Below are 246 nucleotides of genomic sequence, written 5' to 3'. Positions count from 1 at the left end.
GCACGAAGTAGCCGACGTTGCCCAGCCAGGCACTGATCCAGTAGCCCCAGGCCGAGGAAAAGCCCATGTACTCGCCAAAACCGGCCTTGGCGTAGGCATACACCCCCGAATCCAGCTCCGGCTTGCGGTTGGCCAGGGTCTGGAACACGAATGCCAGGGTCAGCATGCCGACCGCGGTGATTGCCCAGCCGATCAGCACAGCGCCAACCCCTGCGCTGGCCGCCATGTTTTGCGGCAGCGAGAAGA

General features: G+C 63.8%; 1 protein-coding gene. It reads right to left on the bottom strand.

Features of this window, described 5'->3' with window-relative positions:
- Positions 1-246, bottom strand: a 246-nt coding sequence (locus tag J5M58_RS27490; RefSeq protein ID WP_207880659.1) for an amino acid permease, incomplete at both ends; no start/stop codon positions are given.

This window comes from Pseudomonas sp. 32_A (assembly GCF_017490905.1).
GTDB classification, from domain to species: Bacteria; Pseudomonadota; Gammaproteobacteria; order Pseudomonadales; family Pseudomonadaceae; genus Aquipseudomonas; species Aquipseudomonas inefficax.
The sequence above is the reverse complement of the archived record's forward strand: the minus strand, read 5'-3'. Positions and strand labels throughout refer to the sequence as shown.